The 15769-nt window shown below is 73.4% G+C and carries 14 protein-coding genes; 12 read left to right on the top strand and 2 right to left on the bottom strand.

Translation table 11 applies throughout. The features are described 5' to 3' along the window. Positions 1-112: 112 nt before the first annotated feature. The gene (locus tag ABZ128_RS06485) at positions 113-1294 is read right to left on the bottom strand and encodes an Ig-like domain-containing protein (protein ID WP_356846411.1); all 1182 of its coding nucleotides are present in this window, start codon (positions 1292-1294) and stop codon (positions 113-115) included. 257 nt (positions 1295-1551) lie between these two features. Here ABZ128_RS06485 and ABZ128_RS06480 point away from each other — a divergent pair, with 257 nt between their 5' ends. The 6 genes from ABZ128_RS06480 (at position 1552) to ABZ128_RS06455 (ending at position 8434) form a co-directional block, all read left to right on the top strand. After that, a complete protein-coding gene (locus ABZ128_RS06480; RefSeq protein ID WP_356846376.1) occupies positions 1552-2721 on the top strand; it encodes a peptidoglycan bridge formation glycyltransferase FemA/FemB family protein in 1170 nt (389 codons plus the stop codon). An 80-nt stretch (positions 2722-2801) separates the two neighbouring features. Further along, the gene (murJ, locus tag ABZ128_RS06475; RefSeq protein ID WP_356846410.1) at positions 2802-4403 is read left to right on the top strand and encodes a murein biosynthesis integral membrane protein MurJ; all 1602 of its coding nucleotides are present in this window, start codon (positions 2802-2804) and stop codon (positions 4401-4403) included. A gap of 39 nt (positions 4404-4442) precedes the next feature. Then, positions 4443-5126, top strand: a complete 684-nt coding sequence (locus tag ABZ128_RS06470) for a response regulator transcription factor (RefSeq protein WP_356846375.1) — start codon at positions 4443-4445, stop codon at positions 5124-5126. Continuing rightward, positions 5123-6568 carry a HAMP domain-containing sensor histidine kinase gene (locus ABZ128_RS06465; protein ID WP_356846374.1) on the top strand — a complete coding sequence of 482 codons (1446 nt, stop codon included), beginning with the start codon at positions 5123-5125 and terminating at the stop codon, positions 6566-6568. Before ABZ128_RS06470 ends, ABZ128_RS06465 begins: the two co-directional genes overlap by 4 nt. Beyond that, positions 6565-7077: a hypothetical protein gene (locus ABZ128_RS06460; protein ID WP_356846373.1), complete on the top strand. Its 513-nt coding sequence runs from the start codon at positions 6565-6567 to the stop codon at positions 7075-7077. The genes ABZ128_RS06465 and ABZ128_RS06460 overlap by 4 nt, the downstream gene beginning before the upstream one ends. Positions 7078-7135: 58 nt before the next feature. Continuing rightward, a complete protein-coding gene (locus ABZ128_RS06455; RefSeq protein WP_356846372.1) occupies positions 7136-8434 on the top strand; it encodes a cytochrome P450 in 1299 nt (432 codons plus the stop codon). Here ABZ128_RS06455 and ABZ128_RS06450 read toward each other — a convergent pair. Beyond that, positions 8394-9119 carry a hypothetical protein gene (locus ABZ128_RS06450; RefSeq protein WP_356846371.1) on the bottom strand — a complete coding sequence of 242 codons (726 nt, stop codon included), beginning with the start codon at positions 9117-9119 and terminating at the stop codon, positions 8394-8396. The two genes, ABZ128_RS06455 and ABZ128_RS06450, sit on opposite strands and share 41 nt — an antisense overlap. 114 nt (positions 9120-9233) lie before the next feature. Here ABZ128_RS06450 and ggt point away from each other — a divergent pair, with 114 nt between their 5' ends. The 6 genes from ggt to ABZ128_RS06420 all read left to right on the top strand — a co-directional run bounded on the left by ggt (position 9234) and on the right by ABZ128_RS06420 (position 15762). After that, on the top strand, positions 9234-11039 hold the full coding sequence (ggt, locus tag ABZ128_RS06445; protein ID WP_356846370.1) for a gamma-glutamyltransferase: 1806 nt from the start codon (positions 9234-9236) through the stop codon (positions 11037-11039). Between the two features lie 97 nt (positions 11040-11136). Next, positions 11137-11370 (top strand): hypothetical protein, encoded by a 234-nt coding sequence (locus ABZ128_RS06440; protein WP_356846369.1) that lies wholly within the window; start codon positions 11137-11139, stop codon positions 11368-11370. Next, on the top strand, positions 11367-11753 hold the full coding sequence (locus ABZ128_RS06435) for a PPOX class F420-dependent oxidoreductase (RefSeq protein ID WP_356846368.1): 387 nt from the start codon (positions 11367-11369) through the stop codon (positions 11751-11753). Before ABZ128_RS06440 ends, ABZ128_RS06435 begins: the two co-directional genes overlap by 4 nt. Positions 11754-11852: 99 nt before the next feature. Further along, positions 11853-13457, top strand: coding sequence for a hypothetical protein (locus ABZ128_RS06430; RefSeq protein WP_356846367.1), 1605 nt, complete (start codon positions 11853-11855; stop codon positions 13455-13457). A gap of 164 nt (positions 13458-13621) precedes the next feature. Next, positions 13622-14464, top strand: coding sequence for a nitrilase-related carbon-nitrogen hydrolase (locus ABZ128_RS06425; RefSeq protein WP_356846366.1), 843 nt, complete (start codon positions 13622-13624; stop codon positions 14462-14464). Continuing rightward, positions 14461-15762 (top strand): aspartate aminotransferase family protein, encoded by a 1302-nt coding sequence (locus ABZ128_RS06420; RefSeq protein WP_356846365.1) that lies wholly within the window; start codon positions 14461-14463, stop codon positions 15760-15762. Before ABZ128_RS06425 ends, ABZ128_RS06420 begins: the two co-directional genes overlap by 4 nt. The last annotated feature ends 7 nt before the right edge of the window (positions 15763-15769 follow it).

Here is a 15769-nt window from a genome sequence, read left to right as displayed (position 1 = left end):
TCGCGTACGCCGGTTGTCAAAGTGACCCGACGGTAACCGGAGCGGCTTACCGGCGGTAACCCACCGGTAAGTTACGCGCTGGTAACGATTGATCGAACGTCAAGGGCGCGGATCAGCCGTTCTGCGCGGCACCCGCGAGGGCGCTCTTGGCCTTCCACTCGTCCCAGGAGAGGTTCCATTCGCCGTAGCCGTTGCCGATGTCGGCCTTGCCCTTGGACCCGTCCCCGGTGACCTCGACCAGGTCGCCGACCTGGGCCCGGGCGAAGAGGTCCTTCGCGTCGGAGTCGCTCATCCCCACACAGCCGGAACTGGCGTTGGCCCGGCCGAAATAGCCGGCGTTCCACGGGGCGGCGTGGATGTACATGCCCGACCACGTCACCCGCATCGAGTAGTCGACCATCTTGTCGTAGGAGTCGCCCAGGCCCACCGTCTGGGAGTCCATCCGGATGGTGCCCTCCTTGGTCATCAGCACCATCCTCCCGGACCAGGAGGCCTTCTTGCCGCCGGGTGTGCCCGCGGAGACCGGGATGCTCTTCACCGCCTGACCGTCCTCGGTCACCGTCATCGTGCGGGTGTCGAGGTCGACCTGGAGGCGGCGGTCCTTGCCGATCTTGAACTCGGTGTCGTAGTCCTTGACGAACATCCCGCCGCCCGGGCCCGAGTCCACCCCGTTGAGCTTCATCTCGACCTTCACCTCGGTGCCGGACTTCCAGTAATCCTTCGGCCGCCAGTCCACCCGGTCGTTGCCGGTGTAGTCCTTGAACCAGCCCCAGGAGCCCTCGGTGTTGTTCGAGGTGGTGACCTTCAGGTGCTTCTCGACCTCGGCCTTGTTTTTCACCGGGTTGTCGAAGACGATCGACACCGGCTGGGCGACGCCCACCACCGCGGTGGCCTTGCCCGGGTTGATCGTCACCTTGTTCACCTTGTCGGCGGCGGCCGTCCTGAACCGGGCGCTCGCGCTCTGGCTGTCGGTGTTCTGCGCCTCGACCTTGTAGTCCGTACCCGGCGAGGCATTGCGCTCGGAGGTCCACGTCCTGCCGTCGTCGGCTATCTTCCCGGGCAGTTCACCGCCCTTGCCGTCGGACACCTTCACCAGCGACAGCTTGCCCTCGGCGAGGGTCACCTTCACCGGCTCGCCGGGCTTGGCCTGATCGCCCGTGAGGTTCACGGACATCGCCATGTCCGGCTTCTTCTTCGTCTCCGCCGTACCGGACCCGCTCCCGGCACCGCTCCCGCCCGAGCCGCCCCCGCAGGCGGTCAGCGCGGCGGCCAAGAGTGCGGTCCCGGCCAGCATGGCGTGGCGACTGCGTGCGGTGCGGCGTGTGCGGCTCAACGAAAACCCCTCCAAGTAATGATGCGTGCGCAAAAGGAGATGCGAACGGCACGACTGTAGGTTGCGCAATCCGCCGAAAAGATCCGACTTCCGGTTGTGACGTCCACCGCAGCGAAACGGTCATCGTCCGGTCACAATCGCCGCGCACTTCGGTCATGGACACCTGTGAGAGTCCTGTGCACCCCGCTTCCACGGACGTACAGGAAGGCCGATCAGCCGTGTGCGCACTGCTCGCGACCCCAGCCCAGCGACACTCGTCCCCGGATAGGGAGCTGAGTGTGCGTCCGCTGTCCGTCCCCGAATACCAGCGCTTCCTTTCCCAGAACCGGAACGCGAGCTTTCTCCAGTACCCGTCCTGGGCCGCGGTAAAGGACCTCTGGCGCTCGGAAAGGGTCGGATGGCACTACCCGAACGGGGAAATGGCCGGTGCCGGACTGATCCTCTACCGCCAATTCCCCGGCACCCGCAAATACTTCGCCTACCTCCCCGAGGGTCCCGTCGCCGACTGGTCCGACCCCCGCATCGACCGGTGGCTGGAACCCCTCAGGCGCCACCTGCGCGCGGCCGGCGCCTTCGCCGTCCGGATCGGCCCCGCGCCGGCCTACCGCCGCTGGGACGCCGCCACCCTCAAATCCGCCACCGGACCCGGCCGTCAGGTGTCCGACGTGCTCGCCACCGAGGTCGACCCGGTCGGTGCGGCCCTCGCAGACCGGTTGCGCAGCCGCGGCTGGAAGCGCTGCGGAGGCGAGGACGACGGCGACGCCCAGCCACGCCACGTCTTCCGCGTGCCGCTCGCCGGCCGCTCCGTCGACGACCTGTGGTCCGGCCTCAACCAGGAATGGCGGCGCAATGTGCGCAAGGCCGAGAAGTCCGGCGTGGAGACGATCCTCGGCACCGCCGCCGACCTCCCCGAGTTCTACCGGCTGCTGCGCATCACCGAGGAGCGCGACGGCTTCCGGCTCGGCCGCTCGCTCGCGTACTACCAGCAGCAGTACGAGGCCCTCAACGCCGAGGCACCCGGCCGGATGCGCCTCTACCTGGGCATCCACCAGGGCGAGATCCTGGCCGCGCACACCATGATCGTCGCCGGGAGCCGGGTCTGGTACCAGACCGGCGCCTCCGCCGACCACCGCCGGGAGGTGCGCCCCAGCAACGCCCTGCAGTGGCGCATGATGCGCGACGCCCTCGTCCTCGGCGCGGACGAATACGACATGCGCGGGGTACCCTCCACCCTTGACCCCGACGAACGTTCTTTCGGGCTGCTGCGCTGGAAGCTCGGCACCGGCGGGCAGGTCGTCGAAACCCTCGGCGAGTGGGAGACCCCGATGAACGGGTACGGCAACGCGGCGCTGTACAGGGCCTTCCAGGCCTACCTGGCCCGCCGGTGACCACCACCGACACCAGGCCTGCCGCCGGTGCGCCCGCCGCCGGCGCCGCGGACCCGGCACCGGGGAAGCCGTCGGGCTCGGTGCTGCGCAGCGGCGCGCTCATGGCGGCCGGCTCGATCGTCTCCCGCGCCACCGGCTTCGTCCGCTCCGCCGTCGTCGTCGCCGCGCTCGGCACCGGACTGCTCGGCGACGGCTACGCCGTCTCCAACACCGTCCCGAACATCCTGTACATGCTGCTCATCGGGGGCGCGCTCAACGCCGTCTTCGTCCCCGAGCTGGTCCGGGCCGCCAAGGAGCACGAGGACGGCGGAGCCGCCTACACCGACCGGCTGCTGACCGCCTGCACCGCCGCGCTCCTGGTCCTCACCGCCGTCGCCGTCGTCGCCGCGCCGCTGATCGTCTCGGCGTACACCCCGTACACCGGGAGCCAGGCGAGCACCACCGTGGCCCTGGCCCGGTACTGCCTCCCGCAGATCCTCTTCTACGGGATGTTCACCCTCCTCGGCCAAGTGCTGAACGCGCGCGGGCGGTTCGGCGCCATGATGTGGACCCCGGTCCTCAACAACCTCGTCATCATCGGCGTCTTCGGGCTCTTCCTCCACGTCTCCCACGACGCGGCGGACGGCCTGACGGCCGGTGAGACCCGGCTCCTCGGCCTCGGCACCACCGCCGGCATCGTCGTCCAGGCGCTCGCCCTGGTCCCCTCCCTGCGCGCCGCCCGCTTCCGCTGGCGGCCCCGCTTCGACTGGCGCGGCAGCGGCCTCGCCCGCCCGCTGCGCAACGCGGGCTGGCTGGTCATGCTGGTCCTCACCAACCAGATCGGCTACTGGGTCGTGACCCGGCTCTCCACCGCCACCGGGCGGCACGCCGTGGAGGCCGGCCTCGCCGGCGGCGCCGGCTACACCGCCTACAGCAACGCCTACCAGCTGTGGATCGTCCCCCAGGGCATCATCACCGTCTCCCTCGTGACCGCCCTGATGCCCCGGATGAGCGCCGCCGCCTCCGACGGCGACCTCGCCGCGGTCCGCCGCGACGTGTCGTACGCGCTGCGCTCCAGCGCCGCCCTCGTCGTCCCCGCCGCCGCGCTGTTCGCCGCGCTCGCCCCCTGGGTGACGGGCAGCGTCTTCGGGTACGGGCGGACCGGCGCCGCCGACACGGAGGTCATGGCGGGCATGCTGATGGCCTTCGCGCCCGGGCTGATCGCCTTCTCCGGCCAGTACGTGCTCTCGCGCGGCTTCTACGCCCTCTCCGACACCCGGACCCCGTTCTTCCTGAACCTGGTCATCGCCGCCCTGAACGCCGCACTGTCGGCCGCCGCCTACCTCGTGCTGCCGCCGCGCTGGGCGGTCACCGGCATGGCCGGCGCCTACTCGCTCGCGCTCTTCGCGGGCCTCGCGGTGACCGCGCACACCCTCGCCCGGCGGCTCGGCCCGCGCACCGGAACCCGTACCGGGCGACGCACCACCGCCGTCCGCACCCACCTGCGGCTGCTGACCGCCTGCGCGCCCGCGGCCGCCGCCGGGTACGCGGCCGCCCGGGCCGCCGACGGCCTCGGCGACTTCGCCGCGGTCGGCGCGGGAACCGCGGCCCTGGCGCTGGTCGTCGTCCTCCTCGCCGGGCCGCTGCGCCTCACGGAGATCACCGACCTGCTCGGCTCCCTGCGGCGCAAGACCCGCCGCTAGCAGGAGAACAAGCCCCGAACCACCTTGGACGACGACCGGATGCCACGCGTACTGCTGATCGAGGACGACCCTTCCATCAGGGAAGGAGTGGGCCTGGGCCTGCGCCGCCGCGGCCACGAGGTGAGCGCCGCCGAGACCGGCGAGGCGGGCCTCGCGCTCATGGGGAGCTTCCTCCCGGAGCTGGTGCTGCTCGACCTGATGCTGCCCGGGATGAACGGCGTGCAGGTCTGCCGCCGCATCCGGGAGACCAGCCAGCTGCCGATCATCATGCTGACCGCCCGCGGCGACGACTTCGACATCGTCGTCGGCCTGGAGGCGGGCGCCGACGACTACATCGTCAAACCCGCCCGCACCGAGGTCATCGAGGCCCGCATCAAGGCGGTGCTGCGCCGCCTCGGCGCCCCGGCGGGCAGCCGCCAGGAGATCGAGTTCCACGGCGAGCTCGCCATCGACCGCGCCGGGCTGACCGTGGCCAAGAACGGCGAGCGCGTCCCCCTCGCCCCCAGCGAGATCAAGCTCCTGCTGCACCTCTCCGCCTCGCCCGAGCAGGTCTTCTCCCGCCAGCAGCTCCTCGAATGCGTGTGGGACCACAGCTACCACGCCGACGCCCGGCTCGTGGACGCCTGCGTACGCCGCCTGCGCACCAAGGTCGAGGACCCCGTCGGCGCCCCCCGCTACATCCAGACGGTGCGCGGCTTCGGCTACCGCTTCGGCCCGCTGTGAGGCGGCGGACGGCGCCGCTCGGGCTGCGCACCCGGCTGATCGCGGCCTTCCTGCTGGTCGCCGCGATCAGCGCGGTGACCACGGCCGCGCTGACCTACCAGCAGGCCCGCACCGCGGTCCTCAAGCAGAGCCAGGACACCGCGGTCAGCACCCTGCGCGACCAGATCGAGACCACGCCCCTCCAGCTGCCGCTGGACCAGGCACAGCTCCAGCGCATCGTCAACGAGCTGGGCAAAAAGGGCAAACCGCATCCGTGGAGCGTCTTCGGCGAGTACGGCACCCTGCGCGCCTCCAACACCACCGCGCCCACCTCCACCGTGGTCACCGAGCAGCTCCGCCGCCAGGTGACGGCCCATCCGCACGGCGCCTTCCAGCGGGTGACCGACGCCTCCGGCAACCCGTACCTCGCCGTCGGCATGCCGGCCGTCTGGCTCCACAACGAGGTCCGCGAACCCACCGGCCTGGTCGTCTTCGCGACGATGCCCCTGGCCACCGAGGGCAAGACCGTCGAGGCCATGGTCGAAGCCTCCAAGCGCGGCGCCGTCCCCGGCCTGGCCATCGCCGTCGTGCCCGCCCTGCTCGCCGCGCGCAGCGTGCTGCGCCCCGTACGGGACATGCGCCGCGCCGCCCAGCGCCTCGGCCGCGGCCGCCTGGACACCCGCATCGAGGTCCGCGGCGCCGACGAGCTCGCCGGACTCGCCCGCACCTTCAACGAGACCGCCCGCGCCCTCGAACAGTCCGTGAGCGAACTGCGGGACGCCGAGACCCGGGCCCGCCGCTTCGCCTCCGACGTCTCCCACGAACTGCGCACACCCCTCTCCGGGATGCTCGCCGTCACCGAGGTCCTCGACGAGGACGCCGAGCACCTCGACCCGGACACGGCCGCCGCCCTGCGGCTGGTCAGCGCCGAGACCGGCAAGCTCGCCGTCCTCGTCGAGGACCTCATGGAGATCTCCCGCTTCGACGCCCGCGCGGCCGAGCTCAACCTCGACGACGTGGACGTGGCCGAGGCCGTGCGCAAGAGCCTCGAACGCCGCCACTGGGACGACCAGCGCGTGGTCACCCACCTGCCCTCGCAGGTCCGCGCCCGGCTCGACCCGCGCCGCTTCGACGTGGTCCTCGCCAACCTCGTCGGCAACGCACTCCGGCACGGCGGCGCACCGGTCCACGTCACCGTGCGCACCGAACCGCGTCCCGGCGGCCCCCGGCTGCTCATCGACGTGGCCGACAGCGGGCCCGGCATCGCCCCCGAGGTGCTCCCGCACATCTTCGACCGCTTCTTCAAGGCCGACGCCGCCCGCACCCGCTCCGCGGGCAGCGGCCTCGGCCTCGCCATCACCCTGGAGAACGTGCGGCTGCACGGCGGCACCCTGCGGGCCGGGAACGGCCCGGCCGGGGGAGCGGTGTTCACCCTCGACATGCCCCTGGAGGCCGACGCATGACCCGGATCCGGACGGCGGCGGCCGCCGCCGGCGCCGCCCTGCTGCTGGGCGGCCCGCTGCTCACCGGCTGCGGGATCAAGCCCACCGGGGTCATCGAGAGCGGGGCCGCGGCGAAGGTGGTCGTACCCGGACCCGGCACCTTGGGGACGGTGTACTTCGTGACGCCGGACGGGCGGCTCGCCCCCGTGCCCGAGAGGGAGCAGCCCGCGGAGTCACCCGTGTCCGCCCTCATGGGGCTGCTCATCGGCCCCCTCGACCAGGAGAAGGCCGCGGGCCTGGAGACCCGGGTGCCCGCGCCGGCCGACAAGAGGCCGCCCTTCGGGCTCTCGGCGAGCATCGTGTCCGGCGACACCCTGGAGGTGCGGCTGCCGTTCGCGGTCGCCGGCCTGTCCGAGGTGGCCCGCCGTCAGCTGGTGTGCACGGCGGCCTCCGTCGACCCGAGGTACACGGTGGTCCTGCGCGGCCCGGACACCTCGGTCGGGCCCGCCCGGTGCGAACTCGACCACTGACGCGCCGTCGGCGACCGTCCCCTTGCGGGAGGTCCGGTGCTCCGGCCACGGTGGCCCCATGGACCCCGCCGCCGTGCCCGACGCCCACGTGCCCGACGCCCACGTGCCCGACGTCTTCGACCCCCGGATCTACGCCGCGGGCATCCCGTACGGGAGCTACCGGCTGCTGCGGGAACGGCACCCGGTCGCCTGGCAGGCGGAGCCCGAGATCCTCGGCTGGCCCGCCGGCCCCGGCTTCTGGGCGGTCACCCGGCACGCCGACGTGGTGCGGGTGCTGCGCGACCACGCCACGTACTCCTCCTGGCTCGGCGCCACCCAGATCCGCGACCCCGACCCCGCCGACCTGCCCTTCCTGCGGCGCACCATGCTCAACCAGGACCCGGCGAAGACCGCGGGCGGCCACGGGAGACTGCGCCGGCTGGTCTCCCGCGCCTTCACCCCCGCCCGCGTCGACGCCTTCGCCGGCCGGGTCCGCGAGCGGGCCCGTACGCTGCTCGCCGGCGCCCGCGACCGGGCCGAGGACGGCGCCGCCGACCTGGTCCACACGGTCACCGACGAGTACGCGCTCCTCAACCTCACCGACCTGCTGGGCGTCCCGGCCGCCGACCGCGCCCTGCTGCTGGAGTGGACCGTACGGATCATCGGCTACCAGGATCCCGAGGACGCGCCGGCGCCCCTGCTCGGCGCCGACGGCAAGCCCCTCAACCCGCGCTCCCCGGCGCTGCTGGGCGAGATGTTCTCGTACGCCCGGGAACTGGCCGCCCACAAGCGCACGCACCCGGGGGACGACGTGATGACCGCGCTCGCCGAGGCGGGACTGGACCCCGCCGAGCTGGAGATGTTCTTCTTCCTGCTCACCGTCGCGGGCAACGACACCGTACGCAGCGCCGCCCCCGGCGGGCTGCTGGCCCTCGCCGGCGCCCCGGACGCCTACCGGCGGCTCGCCGCGGGCGAGGTCCCGGTGGAACGGGCCGTGGAGGAACTGCTGCGCGTCCACCCGCCGGTGCTCAGCTTCCGCCGCACCGCCGCCGTCGACACCGAACTGGCCGGGCAGCCGATCCGCGCCGGCGACAAGGTGGTGGTCTTCCACGCCTCCGCCAACCACGACGAGCGCGTCTTCCCCGACCCCGGGCGCCTCGACCCCGGCCGCACGCCCAATCCGCACGTCTCCTTCGGGGACGGACCGCACGTCTGCCTCGGCGCGCACTTCGCCCGCCTCCAGCTGCGCGTGCTCCACGAGGAGTGGCTCGCCGCCATGCCCGCCCCCGAGCTCGCCGGCCCGCCGCGCCGGCTGGTCTCGAACTTCATCAACGGGATCACGCGGCTGCCGCTGCGGGTGTCCGGGCCTGCCGGGTGACGTCCGCCAGCAGCTCGACCACGTCCGGGCCGTAGGCATCGGAGTTGTTCACCTTCAGCACCACGCAGAAGGACTCCCTGCCGTAGCGGCGCGCCAGGTCCTTGTGGTGGCGGGCCAGGAACCGGGCTCCCGCCTGGTTGCTGATCGCGGTCTGCCCGGAGATCAGGAACACCGGCCGGCTCCCCGGCCCGGTCGTCAGCCGGGCCAGCAGCACGTGGTCTACCTGCCCCTTGTGCCAGCGGTACGTCTCCCCGCCGACCAGGATCGCACCGCGGTCGGGCCCCGGCGCGCTGGAGACGTCGACCTGTACGCCCGGCAGCATGGAGGCCAGATGGGCCGCCGTCCGGGCGTTCGAGACCGGCCCTCCGACACAGAACTCGGCGCGCTCACCGAAGCCCTGACGCACCGCGTCGTGGGAGACGATCTGCAGATTGGCCCCGCAGTCCTTGATCAGGGCCGATATCTCCAGCAGCGCGAACGCGTCGTTGCGGTGCACCGACCCCTCGGTGCCGCCCATCTGCCGGTTGACCACGAACAGGCAGTCCGAGCCGGTCGGCAGACCGAAGAAGGCCTGCTTGCGGCGCAGCGCACGGCGCCACAGATAAGTCCGGAAGAACCAGCCGAAACCGCCGCTGACGGCGGTGGCCACCACTCCGAGCACGATGTTGCGCACGTCGTCGTCCATGCGCCGGATGCTAGCCCGCGCGAGGTGTTCCTGACGCGGAGGGTGCGGTGAAGCTACAGTGCCGCCTTCAGGCCTGTCCGGTGGGGTCCGACGGGCCGTCGACTGGAGGTACGGATGCGTCGTTCCACCACACGTCAGTTAACGCTCCTCGCCCTTGCCGGAGCCCTGGTGTCCACCGGCGCGGCGGCTCCGCCGTCCCCGGGGGCGGACGCCGCCCCCGCCAAGGTCCCTGTCGCCGCGGGATACGGGGGAGCCGTCGCCAGCGTCGACGCCGACGCCTCCGCGGCCGGGATCGCCGTCCTGCGCGCCGGCGGGAACGCGGTCGACGCCGCCGTCGCGACGGCCGCAGCCCTCGGCGTCACCGAACCGTACTCGGCCGGCATCGGAGGAGGCGGCTACTTCGTCCACTACGACGCGAGGACGCACCGCGTCCAGACCATCGACGGCCGCGAGACCGCGCCCGCCACGGCCACCGCCGGACTCTTCCAGGAGAACGGCGTCCCCATCCCCTTCGCCGAGGGCCAGACCAGCGGCCGCGGCGTCGGCGTCCCCGGAACCCCCGCCACCTGGAAGAGCGCCCTGGAGGCCTGGGGCACCCGCCCGCTGTCCCAACTCCTCAAACCCGCCGAGAAACTGGCCCGCGACGGCTTCACCGTGGACGCCACCTTCCGCGCCCAGACGGAGCTCAACCAGGACCGCTTCAAGGACTTCCCCGACACCAGGAAACTCTTCCTGCCGGGCGGCGCCCTGCCGGTGGTCGGCTCCACCTTCAAGAACCCCGACCTGGCGGACACGTACGCCGAACTCGGCCGCAAGGGTACCGGCGCGCTCTACCGGGGGCCGCTCGCCGAGGACATCGTCCGCGCCGTCCGCAAGCCCCCGGTGGACCCGGCCGCCACCCGCATCGTCCGGCCCGGCGACCTCACCACCGGGGACCTGCGCGCGTACGCGACCAAGCGGCAGGACCCGACCCAGGTGAGCTACCACGGGCTCGACGTCTACAGCATGGCGCCCTCCTCCTCCGGAGGCACCACCGTCGGCGAGGCCCTCAACATCCTGGAGCACACCGACCTCGGCTCCCTCTCCGAGGCGCAGTACCTGCACCGGTTCATCGAGGCCTCGCGGATCTCCTTCGCCGACCGCGGCCGCTGGGTCGGCGACCCGGCCTTCGAACAGGTGCCCACGCGCGAACTGCTCTCCCAGCGGTACGCGGACACCCGCGGGTGCCTCATCACCCCGGACAAGGCACTGACCAGCCCCCTGGCCCCGGGCGACCCGCGCCACCCGGCGCCGTGCGCCGCCACCGGCAAGGCCGCGCCCACCACCTACGAGGGGGAGAACACCACGCACCTGACGGTCGCCGACCGCTGGGGCAACGTCGTCTCCTACACCCTGACCATCGAGTCCACCGGCGGCAGCGCCATCACCGTCCCGGGACGCGGCTTCCTCCTCAACAACGAGCTGACCGACTTCTCCTTCGCCCCGGCGGCTCCCGGCGTCCCCGACCCGAACCTGCCCGGACCCGGCAAGCGGCCCCGCTCCTCCATGTCCCCGACCATCGTCCTGCAGCACGGACGCCCCCTGCTCGCCGTGGGCTCCCCGGGCGGCGCCACCATCATCACCACCGTCCTGCAGACCCTGATCGGCCACCTGGACCGGGGCCTGCCACTGGTCGACGCCATCGCCGCGCCCCGCGCCAGCCAGCGCAACCAGACCACCACGGAGCTGGAACCGGGCCTGTGGAACAGCCCGGTCCGGGCCGAACTGGAGGCACTGGGGCAGGGCTTCCGGCAGAACCCGGAGATCGGAGCCGCCACCGGCGTCCAGCGGCTCCCGGACGGCCGCTGGCTGGCCGCGGCCGAGACCACCCGCCGCGGCGGCGGCTCCGCGATGGTGGTCCGCCCGTACGGCAGGCCGTAGCCCCGGCACGGCCGGGAGCGGCGTTCGGGCGGAACCGGCGGCTGAACGGCCCAACCGGGGGTGTGGGAGCGGCCCCGGGCGGGGCAAGCGTGAAGGCGTGTCAGCCACGAACGCACCCCAGCGCCTGGGTCTCGCCCTCCTCGGCGCCCTCCTCGCGGCCGCCCTGCTGCTCGCGGCCCGCGCCGCGCCCGAGGGCCGGGCCCCGACCAGATCGGCCCCGGGTGGCGGATCCTCCGCCACCCGGGCCCCGTCGCCGGCCACACCCGGCTCCGGGCGGCAGCACCGCCCGGACGCCCTGGGGGGAGTACGGGCCCGTACAGTCGGGGTATGACCCTTGAGGAGCTGAACCGCGGCAAGTACGTCAGCCTCACCACCTTCCGCAAGGACGGCACGGCGGTGGCCACGCCGGTGTGGGCGGTGGCCGACGGCGGCGAGCTGTACGTCTGGACGCGCAGCGATTCGTGGAAGGTGAAGCGGATCCGCAACAACGCACGGGTCACGGTGAGCCCGTGCGACGTGCGGGGGCGGGTGCCGCAGGGGGCCCGTGTCCTGGAAGGGGAGGCGCGGCTGCTGGACGCGGCCGGGCTGAAGCGGGTGCGCGCGCTGATGTCGCGGAAGTACACCTGGCAGTTCTGGGCCGTGGACCTGCCCGCGGCGGTGGCCCGGCGGGGCAGGCGGCCGCACACCGGGATCGCGGTCGCCCTCAAGCTTTGAGACTCCCGTAGCCCGCCCGTAACACGGGTGGGATGCAATGCGGGGATGGAGACCGCGACTTCACTGGCGATCGGGCAACTCTCCGACTACTTAGGGGGGTTGACGCAGCGACTGGACCCCGGGTCGGGCTGGTACGGGGAGTTCCTGCGGCGGGATCCGGAGGGCGTGCGGGCCTGTCTGGAGGGGGCCGCGATGCCGCCCTGGGACGTGGTGGAGTCGCTGCTCGGCGATCTGGCACGGGACCGGGGAGCCGATTTCGCGGAGCGGGAGCGGCAGTACGCGGCGCGGCTGCGGGCGGCGGCCGTCAGCGCGTGGGACCGGCTGCCGGGCGGGGCGGAGGAGCTGCGGACCCTGCTCGCGGCGGCCGCCGGGCAGCGGGCGGCCACGGAGGCGGCGGTCCGGGGCCTGGCGGAGCGGCTGGCCGCGCTGCCGGCCGGGCCGGAGGCGGAGGCGCTGTCCCTGGAGCTGACCTGGACCCGTGACGACGCCTCCAGGGCCACCTCCCGCGAAGCCGACCTGAAATCCCGCCTGACGGCCCTCGCCCCCACCCTGACCGATCCGCCCGGCCAGGACCCGTCCGCGGCGGGGGCTTCGCCGGCGCCGGCTCCCGTCCTCCCGGCGCCCTCCTCGGGCCCCGCGCCGTCCCGCCCCGCCCCGGCCGGCCCGGCTGCGGTGGCTCCGCCCGGGCAGGCTCCCGGCCTCCCGTCCGCAGGGCCCGCGTGGTCCCGCCCCGACCTGGCGGGCCCGGTCGGGCGGGCTTCGGTGGAGGACCGGCCCGGGTCGGGGCAAACGGGGGCCGGGCCGGGCCGGCCGGGGCCGGAGCCCGGCCGGGCCGACGCGGGGGCAACGGCCGGGGAACCCGGGCGCGGGGCGTTGCCGGGGGTGCCGCGGCAGCGCCCCGGGGAGTCCGGCGCCCAGGCGCCGGAGCCTCCCGTGCACCGGGCCGAGGGGCGCCGGCTGCGCGGTGCGCGGCGGTCCGGCGGGGCCCGTTACGCGGGGGCCGCAGCCCCCGGCGCCGCGGTCTTCACCCCGCCACCCGGCTACCCCGCCGAGTCCGCCCCGCCCCGAGGCGCCCGCTTCGGCCGCCCGGCCCGCACCCCGGAACCCCCACCCGGCCCCGACACCGCCTGGGCTGGCGCGGCCGGGTTCCCCGCCTCGGGGGTCGGGGCCGGCGCTGGGGTGCGGGGTGTCCGGGGTGTGGTCGGGGGGCTGCTCGCCCTGCGGGGGCAGGGGCGGGGCGGGGAGGCGCACGCCCTGCTCTGCGAGGCCGCCGCCTGGCCCGCGGAGCGGCTGCCCGGCCTCGCCGAAGCGCTGGTCCGCGCCGGGCTCGGCGCGGACTGGGCCACCCTCCTGTGGGAGGCGGCCTCGCTCCCGCCCGAGCGGCTCGCCGCAGCCGCCGCCGCCCTCGCCGAGGCCGGCCGCACCGCCGACTGCGAGACGCTGCTGCGCCAGGGCGTCGCCCGCCCCACCGCCGAGATCGCCGACGCGGTCCTGGCCCTGGCGGAGGCCGGCCGGTCCCGCGAGGCCGATGCCCTGCTCGGGGCCTTCGTCCGGGTCCGCACCCCGCAGGAGGCGGCCGGCCTGGCCCGCCGCGCCCCGCAGTGGTTCGGCCCCCGCCTGCTCCGGGCCGCCGAAACCCTCTCCGACAGCCGCCGCCGCGACCTCGTACACGCCCTGCGGGTCGCGAAACTGCCCGCGTCCTGACCGTAATCGACCAGGATGTGTCGTAACGTGATCGACTACTCCAACCGCGCACGGCGCTCTTGCCCCACGCAGTGACGAGGCCTACGTTCTACATCCCTACGTACACCGCGTACCTCACCGTCTACGTGCGTAGAAGCCGGCGTTCCCGTCACGAGGAGCAGCTCATGGCCCAAGTCGTCCGCGCCGCACTCGTCCAGGCCACCTGGACCGGAGACACCGAGTCGATGATCGCCAAACACGAGGAGCACGCCCGCCGGGCCGCCGCCCAGGGCGCGAAGATCATCGGCTTCCAGGAGGTGTTCAACGCCCCCTACTTCTGCCAGGTCCAGGAGCCCGAGCACTACCGCTGGGCCGAGCCCGTCCCCGACGGCCCCACCGTCCGCCGCATGCAGGAGCTCGCCCGCGAGACCGGCATGGTGATCGTCGTGCCCGTCTTCGAGCAGGAGGGGGCCGGCTTCTACTACAACACCGCCGCCGTCATCGACGCCGACGGCAGCTACCTCGGCAAGTACCGAAAGCACCACATCCCCCAGGTCAAGGGCTTCTGGGAGAAGTACTACTTCCGCCCGGGCAACCTCGGCTGGCCGGTCTTCGACACCGCCGTCGGCCGCGTCGGCGTCTACATCTGCTACGACCGCCACTTCCCCGAGGGCTGGCGCGCCCTGGGCCTGGCCGGAGCGCAGCTGGTCTACAACCCCTCCGCCACCCACCGGGGCCTGTCGGCGTACCTGTGGCAGCTGGAGCAGCCGGCGGCGGCCGTCGCCAACGAGTACTTCGTCGCCGCGATCAACCGCATCGGCCAGGAGGAGTACGGCGACAACGACTTCTACGGCACCAGCTACTTCGTCGACCCGCGCGGCCAGTTCGTCGGCGAGACCGCCAGCGACAAGGAGGAGGAACTCCTCGTCCGCGACCTGGACTTCGACCTGATCAAACAGGTCCGCGACCAGTGGGCCTTCTACCGCGACCGCCGCCCCGACGCCTACGGAGGGCTCGTACAGCCGTGACCAACCCGATCCCCCTGCACAGCCGCCACCGGGCCGTCCTGCCCGACTGGCTCGCGCTCTACTACGACCGCCCCATCGAGCTCACGCACGGCGAGGGCCGCCACGTCTGGGACGCCGACGGCAACCGCTACCTCGACTTCTTCGGCGGCATCCTCACCACGATGACCGCCCACGCCCTGCCCGAGGTCACCAAGGCCGTCTCCGAGCAGGCCGGGCGGCTCATCCACTCCTCCACGCTCTACCTCAACCGGCCGATGATCGAGCTGGCCGAGCGGATCGCCGCCCTGTCCGGCATCCCCGACGCCCGCGTCTTCTTCACCACCTCGGGCACCGAGGCCAACGACGCCGCGCTGCTGCTCGCGACCGCGTACCGCCGCTCCAACCAGATCCTGGCGATGCGCAACAGCTACCACGGCCGGTCCTTCTCCACCGTCTCGATCACCGGCAACCGCGGCTGGTCCCCGACCAGCCTCTCGCCCCTGCAGACGTACTACGTGCACGGCGCCGTCCGCACCCGCGGCCCCTTCGCGCACCTGCCCGACGCCGAGTTCACCGCCGCCGCCGTCGCCGACCTGGAAGACGTACTCGGCCAGGCCCGCAGCGGCGTGGCCGCCCTCATCGCCGAAGCCATCCAGGGCGTCGGCGGGTTCACCTCCCCGCCCGACGGCCTGTACGGGGCCTTCCGGGAGGTCCTGGACCGGCACGGCATCCTGTGGATCAGCGACGAGGTCCAGACCGGCTGGGGCCGCACCGGCGACCACTTCTGGGGCTGGCAGGCCCATGCGCAGAGCGGCCCGCCGGACATCCTCACCTTCGCCAAGGGCATCGGCAACGGCATGGCCATCGGCGGTGTCGTCGCCCGCGCCGAGGTGATGAACTGCATCGACACCAACTCCATCTCCACCTTCGGAGGCTCCCCGGTCACCATGGCCGCGGGCGTGGCGAACCTCGGCTACCTGCTGGAACACGACCTCCAGGGCAACGCCCGCCGCGTCGGCGGCCTGCTGCTGGAGCGGCTGCGGGCGATCTCCGCCACGGTGCCCGCCGTACGGGAGGTGCGCGGCCGCGGCCTGATGGCCGGGCTGGAGCTGACCCGGCCGGGCACCGACGAGGCCGACCCGGCGGCGGCCGCCGCCGTCCTGGAGGCCGCCCGCGAAAGGGGTCTGCTGCTCGGCAAGGGCGGCGGGCACGACACCAGCGTGCTGCGCATCGCGCCGCCCCTCTCGCTCACCGTCGCCGAGGCGGAAGAGGGAGCCGAGATCCTCGCCGACGCACTCCGCAGCGTCCACGGCAACTGACACCGGG

The sequence above is a fragment of the Streptomyces sp. NPDC006326 genome, from assembly GCF_040612915.1.
Classification (GTDB): Bacteria; Actinomycetota; Actinomycetes; order Streptomycetales; family Streptomycetaceae; genus Streptomyces.
This window is presented reverse-complemented; position numbering and strand designations above follow the sequence as displayed.

Bases quoted from the DNA above. Each gene is read 5' to 3' on its own strand.
- ABZ128_RS06485 (WP_356846411.1), bottom strand. From the start codon at position 1,294: ATGCTGGCCGGGACCGCACTCTTGGCCGCCGCGCTGACCGCCTGCGGG.
- ABZ128_RS06470 (WP_356846375.1), top strand. From the start codon at position 4,443: ATGCCACGCGTACTGCTGATCGAGGACGACCCTTCCATCAGGGAAGGA.
- ABZ128_RS06460 (WP_356846373.1), top strand. From the start codon at position 6,565: ATGACCCGGATCCGGACGGCGGCGGCCGCCGCCGGCGCCGCCCTGCTG.
- ABZ128_RS06455 (WP_356846372.1), top strand. From the start codon at position 7,136: ATGGACCCCGCCGCCGTGCCCGACGCCCACGTGCCCGACGCCCACGTG.
- ABZ128_RS06450 (WP_356846371.1), bottom strand. From the start codon at position 9,119: ATGGACGACGACGTGCGCAACATCGTGCTCGGAGTGGTGGCCACCGCC.
- ggt (WP_356846370.1), top strand. From the start codon at position 9,234: ATGCGTCGTTCCACCACACGTCAGTTAACGCTCCTCGCCCTTGCCGGA.
- ABZ128_RS06435 (WP_356846368.1), top strand. From the start codon at position 11,367: ATGACCCTTGAGGAGCTGAACCGCGGCAAGTACGTCAGCCTCACCACC.
- ABZ128_RS06425 (WP_356846366.1), top strand. From the start codon at position 13,622: ATGGCCCAAGTCGTCCGCGCCGCACTCGTCCAGGCCACCTGGACCGGA.